This window comes from Siccirubricoccus deserti, from assembly GCF_014283215.1.
Classification (GTDB): Bacteria; Pseudomonadota; Alphaproteobacteria; order Acetobacterales; family Acetobacteraceae; genus Siccirubricoccus; species Siccirubricoccus deserti.
In genome coordinates, this window is record NZ_JACOMF010000013.1 from 117,286 (window position 1) to 123,633 (window position 6,348).

Annotated in this window: 7 protein-coding genes; 6 read left to right on the forward strand and 1 reads right to left on the reverse strand. The window is 69.3% G+C overall.

Annotated features, from left to right (window positions below):
* The first annotated feature begins 49 nt into the window (after positions 1-49).
* The gene (locus H7965_RS13150; protein WP_186771034.1) at positions 50-937 is read left to right on the forward strand and encodes an alpha/beta fold hydrolase; all 888 of its coding nucleotides are present in this window, start codon (positions 50-52) and stop codon (positions 935-937) included.
* A gap of 36 nt (positions 938-973) precedes the next feature.
* Here H7965_RS13150 and H7965_RS13155 read toward each other — a convergent pair whose 3' ends face one another.
* Complete coding sequence (locus tag H7965_RS13155) at positions 974-1,624, reverse strand: TetR/AcrR family transcriptional regulator (RefSeq protein WP_186771035.1); 651 nt, start codon at positions 1,622-1,624, stop codon at positions 974-976.
* Positions 1,625-1,781: 157 nt separating this feature from the next.
* Here H7965_RS13155 and H7965_RS13160 point away from each other — a divergent pair, with 157 nt between their 5' ends.
* The 5 genes from H7965_RS13160 (at position 1,782) to H7965_RS13180 (ending at position 5,820) form a co-directional block, all read left to right on the forward strand.
* Positions 1,782-2,975, forward strand: coding sequence for an acyl-CoA dehydrogenase family protein (locus H7965_RS13160; RefSeq protein WP_186771036.1), 1,194 nt, complete (start codon positions 1,782-1,784; stop codon positions 2,973-2,975).
* 150 nt (positions 2,976-3,125) lie between these two features.
* The gene (locus H7965_RS13165) at positions 3,126-3,530 is read left to right on the forward strand and encodes a VOC family protein (RefSeq protein WP_186771037.1); all 405 of its coding nucleotides are present in this window, start codon (positions 3,126-3,128) and stop codon (positions 3,528-3,530) included.
* A gap of 139 nt (positions 3,531-3,669) precedes the next feature.
* Positions 3,670-4,659, forward strand: coding sequence for a Bug family tripartite tricarboxylate transporter substrate binding protein (locus H7965_RS13170; protein WP_186771038.1), 990 nt, complete (start codon positions 3,670-3,672; stop codon positions 4,657-4,659).
* 15 nt (positions 4,660-4,674) lie between these two features.
* Entirely contained in the window at positions 4,675-5,202 is a 528-nt protein-coding gene (locus H7965_RS13175; RefSeq protein ID WP_186771039.1) for a thiamine pyrophosphate-binding protein, read from the forward strand.
* Between the two features lie 3 nt (positions 5,203-5,205).
* Positions 5,206-5,820, forward strand: a complete 615-nt coding sequence (locus tag H7965_RS13180) for a thiamine pyrophosphate-dependent enzyme (RefSeq protein ID WP_186771040.1) — start codon at positions 5,206-5,208, stop codon at positions 5,818-5,820.
* The last annotated feature ends 528 nt before the right edge of the window (positions 5,821-6,348 follow it).

Genomic DNA, 6,348 nt, shown 5'->3' on the forward strand with positions numbered 1-6,348 from the left:
CAGCATGCCACCCCTCGCTCGCGTGGCCAACCGCGGCCATAATCGCAGCATGCTCCGCACCCTCCGCACCCCCACGCTCGAGATCGCCTATGAGGACTCCGGCCCGCCGGACGGCCTGCCGGCGGTGCTGCTGCACGGCTTCCCCTATGCACCGCGGGGCTATGATGCGGTGGTGGCGCGGCTGACGGCGGCCGGGCAGCGCTGCCTGGTGCCCTACCTTCGTGGCTACGGGCCGACCCGGTTCCTTTCGGCGGCCACCCCGCGCTCCGGCCAGCAGGCGGCGCTGGGACGCGACCTGCTGGATTTGCTCGATGCGCTGGCAATCCCCCGCGCGGTCCTTGCCGGCTATGACTGGGGCGGGAGGGCAGCCTGCGTGGTGGCGGCACTATGGCCGGAGCGGGCCGCCGGCCTCGTGACCTGCACTGGCTACAACATCCAGGACATCGCCGCCGCTACCCGGCCGGCCCCGGCCGAGCAGGAACACCGCTGGTGGTACCAATATTATTTCCATACCGAGCGCGGCCGGGCCGGGCTGGAGGCTGACCGCCAGGGCATCGCCCGGCTGCTCTGGCGGCTGTGGTCGCCCGACTGGGCCTTCGACGAGGCCACCTTCCAGGCCAGCGCCAGCGTCTTCGACAACCCGGATTTCGTCCCGGTGGTCATCCAATCCTACCGCCACCGCTTCGGTTATGCCGCGGGCGACCCGGCGCTGGAGGAGATCGAGGCAGCGCTGGCGGCGCGCCCGCCGATCCCCGTGCCAAGCCTGAATCTGCATGGGGAGACCGATGGGGTCGGGCCTGTCGCGGCCTCGGCCGGGCATGGCAGGCATTTCACCGGGCCCTATGAGCGGCGGGTGATCCCCCGCACTGGGCATAACGTGCCGCAGGAGGCGCCGGAGGCGTTCGCCCGGGCGGTGCTGGAACTGATGGCCGGCTGACCGCGGCCGCTTGCCCCCCTGGGCCGAGCAACCCCCTTACCCCGCCGACAGCCCGGCGCACAGGAACGGCACGATCTCGTCCACCGCCCGCTCGAAATCGGCGCTGTCGCACACCCCGCCCGACATCATCTCCAGCCGGCCGGTGCGCAATAGCGTGTAGCGGTAGGCGCCCATGGCGAAATACACCCGCCAGCACAACGTCGCATGGTCGAGGTGCGGCAGCACCCGGCGGAACTCCGCGAGATAGGCCAGGGTGGTATCGTCGTAGACGGTGCTCAGCACCTCCTTGGCGATGTCGTCCGGCTCGGTATGCAGCCGGGCGTGCATGCGCATGGTGGCGCGGCCCTCGGGGGTCTGGCCGTTGAGCATGAAGGGGGTGACGAAGCTGCGCACCAGCGCCTCCAGCGGGATCGGCGCCGTGCCATGCTCCGCCCGCAGCGCCGCCAGCGCCCGGGCGCGGGCGTCGGTCACCTGCACCGCGCCGCGCAGGTAGGCCGCCTTGAACAGGTCGCGCTTGGCCCCGTAATGATAGTGCAGCTGCGCCAGGTTGACCCCGGCCGCCTGGGCGATGGCGCGGGTGGAGGTGGCGGCATAGCCCTGTTCTGAGAACAGGCCCTGGGCCACGTCCAGGATGCGGTCTCGCACGCTGGGGGCGGCCTCGGGCCGCGGCGTCTCGGTCACGGTCATGGTGGGCGGGCTGGGCTCCTTGCGGGACGGGATATAGCGTCGGCCGCGGCGCTTTGACACCGGCGGCACGACAGCCCGCTTGACAGCATGCCGCCCCGAAGGAGAGATTTGGTCAATCGACCAAACACCGGACCACCGAGGGAAGGCCAGCCGAAGCATGAGCGCCGCACTGGATGTGACCGAGCTCTCCCGCACCCGGACCGATCCGGTGGCCCGCGCCCGCGCCATCGCCCCCGTCATCGAGGCCGCCTCCCAGCGTATCGAGCAGAGCAAGGCGCTGACCCCCGAGGTGCTGGACGCGCTGCATGGCGCCGCCCTGTTCCGCACCCTGCTGCCCCGTGCATACAATGGCGAGCAGGTGACCCCCGCCACCTTCTTCCGCATGCAGGAAGTGATCGCCGCCGCCGATGGCTCGACCGGCTGGTGCCTGTGCCAGGCCTCGGGCTGTTCCTTCGCCGCCGCCTACATGGCGCCGGAAGCCGCCTGGGACATCTGGGGCGACCCGCGCGCCGTGGTCGCCTGGGGCTTCGGCCAGGGCGTCGCCAAGGTGGTGCCCGGCGGCTACCGGGTCAGCGGCACCTGGCGCTTCGCCAGCGGCAACCGCCACGCCACATGGGTCGGCGGCCACTGCCGCATCGAGGAGCCGGACGGCTCGATCCGCCTCGACAAGGATGGCGCGGTGTTCGAGCGCACCATGATGGTGCGGCGCGACGTGCCGCATTGGCACGATGAATGGAATGTCGTCGGCCTCTGCGGCACCAACAGCGACACCTACACCATCACCGATGTCTTCGTGCCGGAGGCCTACAGCGTCACCCGGGATGTCGACGAGGAGCGCCGGGTGCAGGCCCCGCTCTATCAGTTCACCACCACCAACCTCTACGCTTCGGGCTTCGCGGGCGTGTCACTCGGCATCGCCCGCGGCATGCTCGACGCCTTCGTCGCCATGGCCCGCGGCAAGACCGCGGCGGCGATGACCAAGCCGATGCGCGAAAGCGAGGTGATCCAGAACGGCATCGCCCAGTGTGAGGCCAAGCTGCGCTCCGCCGGGGCCTGGCTGGTCGAGGTGCTGGACGAGGCGCATGAGGTCGCCACCGCCCGCGGCCACATCACCATGCATGAGCGGGCGATGATCCGGCTTGCCACCACCTCGGCGATCCACCGGGCGAAGGAGGTCGCCGAGTGGGCCTACCACGAGGCCGGCGCCACCGCGATCTTCGACAACAGCCCGTTCGAGCGGCGGATGCGCGACATCCACGCCTCGGCCCAGCAAGTGCAGGGGCGGACCGCGCATCTCGAGATGTGCGGCCAGCATTTCCTCGGCATGAACCCGGCCGGCCGGTTCTTCTAGCCGGAACAGCCCGTCAGGGTTTCATGCCGTTGTGAGAGAGTGCTCCGCCGGGATGACGCATCCCCGGCGGGGTTTGCATTGAGGACGGATGGCGCATCCGGCGGGGCCTGCGGGCCGACCCGGCGGCGCCCAGCAGAGGGAAATCTGAGAATGGCACTCGAAGGCCTGAACCACTACACGATCCGCCCGGCCGATCTGGAGCGGACCAAGGAATTCTACGTCGACGTGCTCGGGCTGGTGGAAGGCTACCGGCCGCCGCTCGGCTTTCCCGGCTACTGGCTCTACATCGGCGACAACCCGACCGTACACCTGATCGGACCGCGCGAGCGCGATGCGCATCTGCCGCGGGAAGCCGGGCCGACCGGGCTGCTCGACCACATCGCCTTCTCCTGCACCGGCCTCGCGGAGATGAAGGCGCGGCTGGCACAGCGCGGCATCAGGCATGAGGAACGGGTGATCCCGCGCGACCGGCAGACCCAGCTTTTCATCTACGACCCGGATGGCGTCGCGGTGGAGCTGAACTACCCGCCCGAGGAAACGCCCGCCGCCGCCTGAACGCAGCGGCGTCGCAGCGCGCAACCACCACGCCCGCAGGGCCGGGCGTGGCCGCGGGATTATTTCATTCCATCCTAATGTACCGTAATGACAATCCCGCACGGCCATGCAGGGGCCGACAGAATGGAGGAAATCGGTAGTGCTACAGGATAGGGATGGCCGCCTCGGCCGGCGTGGTGTGCTTTCGGCGACGGCCATGCTCGGGATTCCGGCAGCACGCGCGCAGGGCTCCTGGCCCGAACGCAACATCACCATCGTCGTCTGCTTCCCGCCGGGCGGCTCCACCGATGTCTCCGCCCGCATCATCGGCCCCGGCATCGCCGAACAACTCGGCAAGCCGGTGGTGATCGAGAATCGGCCCGGCGCCGGCGGCAACATCGGCATCGGCTACGTCGCCCGCGCCGCCGCCGATGGCTACACCCTGCTGGTTGCCAGCAGCGTCTTCGTGGTGAACGCCAGCCTCTACCGCAACGCGCCCTACGACCCGTTCCGCGACTTCGCCTATATCGGCACCCTCGGTGCCTCGCCCAACCTGGTCTGCGTTCGCACCGACCTCGGCATCAACACCCTGGCGGAGCTGGTCGCCGCGGCAAAGGCGCAGCCGGACCGCTTCAACTACGCCAGCCCTGGCATCGGCACCACGCCGCACCTGGCCGGCGAGGTGCTGAAGCTGCGCACCGGCGCGCCGCTGCAGCACATCCCCTTCCTCGGCGCCGGCCCGGCGGTGCAGGCGATCCTGTCCGGCACCACCGAGGTGCTGATCGCCAGCCAGGGCGGGCAGGTCGAGATCGCCGTGCGCAACGGCCAGATCAAGGCGCTGGCGCAGACCGGGGCGCAACGCAGCCCGGACCTGCCGGATGTGCCGACCCTCGGCGAACTCGGGATCAAGGATGCGGTGTCCGAGACCTTCAACGCGCTCTATGCGCCGGCGGCGACCCCGGCGCCGATCGTGACGAAGCTCGGCGAGGCGGTGCTGCAGGTGCTGAGCAAGCCGGACGTGCAGCAGAAGTACCGCACCGGCGGCATCCTCACCCTGCCGGAAGGGCCGGACGGCCTCAAGGCCCGGGTTGCGCGGGAGGTCCCCCTCTGGCGCGAAGTGATCCGGCAGGCCAGGATTGCGGTCGAGTAGTAGGAGCTTCTGACTATGCAGGCGTGGCACGAGATCGTCGTGGAGGCGTTGAAGGCGAATGACATTCGCCTCATCCCCTATGTGCCCGACAATGTCCTGAAACCGCTGATCGCCGCGATCCACGCCGACCCCTTCTTCACCGCCTTCACCACGGCGCGTGAGGAAGAGGCGGTCGGCATCGTCGCCGGCGGCGTGATGGCCGGGATGCGCGGCATGGTGCTGATGCAGACCAGCGGCTTCGCCACCTTGCCGAACGTCCTGGCCAGCCTGCCCTGCGCCTTCCACATCCCGGTGCTGATGATGATCAGCGAGCGCGGCACCCTTGGCGAGTTCAACCTGGGCCAGGCGGCGGTGTGGCGCACGATGCGCCCGGCGCTGGAGTCCCTGGCGATGGAGTATCAGGTGATCACCCGGCTCGACGAATGCGGCTTTCAGGTGGACCGCACCATCCGCCAGGCGCTGATGACGCAGCAGCCGACGGCGATGATTCTCTCGCCGTTGCTGACCGGGGGCAAGGCCTCTCCCGTGAAGGCGGGGGGCTGAGCCATGTCCGTCACCACCGCGCATAACGCGAAGAAGATGTACCGCTTCGACCTGGTGAAGCGCCTGGTCGCCCGGCTCAAGAACGACGAGGCGGTCATCGGCGGCATCGGCCACAGCAATTTCGACCTCTTCACCGCCGGCCACCGGCCGCAGAATTTCTACATGCTCGGCAGCATGGGGCTGGCCATTCCCATCGCCCTCGGCGTGGCGATCGCGCAGCCGCGGCGGAAGGTCTTCGCGTTGGAGGGCGACGGCTCGCTGCTGATGCAGCTTGGCTGTCTTTCCACCGTCGCGGCGCAGGCGCCGAAGAACCTCATCATCCTGGTGATGGACAACGGCACCTATCAGATCACCGGCGGCCAGCCGACCCCGGCCGCGGTTGGCACGGATTATGTCGCGGTGGCGCGCGGCTGCGGCCTCACCAGCGCCGCCTGGGCGGCGGATGAGGAGGATTTCGAGCGGCTGGTGCAGCGCTGCCTCGAGACCGACGGTCCGCACCTCATCGGCCTGAAGCTCGACGCCCAGGGGCCGGCGGGCCAGACCGAACGCGACCCGGTGCAGATCCGCGACCGCTTCATGCGCGGCATGGGCGTGAAGCAGAGCAAGCTGCCGGGCTAGACCGATGCTCCGGCGCCACCCCTTGCTGCGCGGCACGCTCGCGGCAGGGACGGCGCCGGCGCCACCGGTGGATTGGCCGCAAAAGCCAATCAGTATCGAGGGGCGGTGACCGCAAGAGCGGCGGGGCAAGGACGACGCCGGCGTTCTGCCGTTCATCGGTTCGGACCCCAGGTGTTCGCGAATCGGGGTGCTGTCCCAGAGCCCTTGCCGGTGGGACAGGCGTCTCCCCGGTCCCGACCTGGGTTTAGGCGTGCCCACCCGAAGCGCCGATTGGAGCGGATCGCGGAGGGGCTTGAATGCCCGAAGCGTGAACCCGCACTGCAAACAACAGGCTACAGCGGAGCAGCGTTCAGACATGAACGTGCTCTGTTGAAACCCTGGCTTGGCTGGGTACTTTGGGCGGCTATCTTGGGATGAGCGGTCCGGAGGTGGTCGATGCGGACGCTTTCGAAGTCGGCGCTGCGGGTGGCCGGTGAGGCGCTTGCGGTGGGGCGGACGGCACTGCCTGCCTATGGCAGCCACTACTCG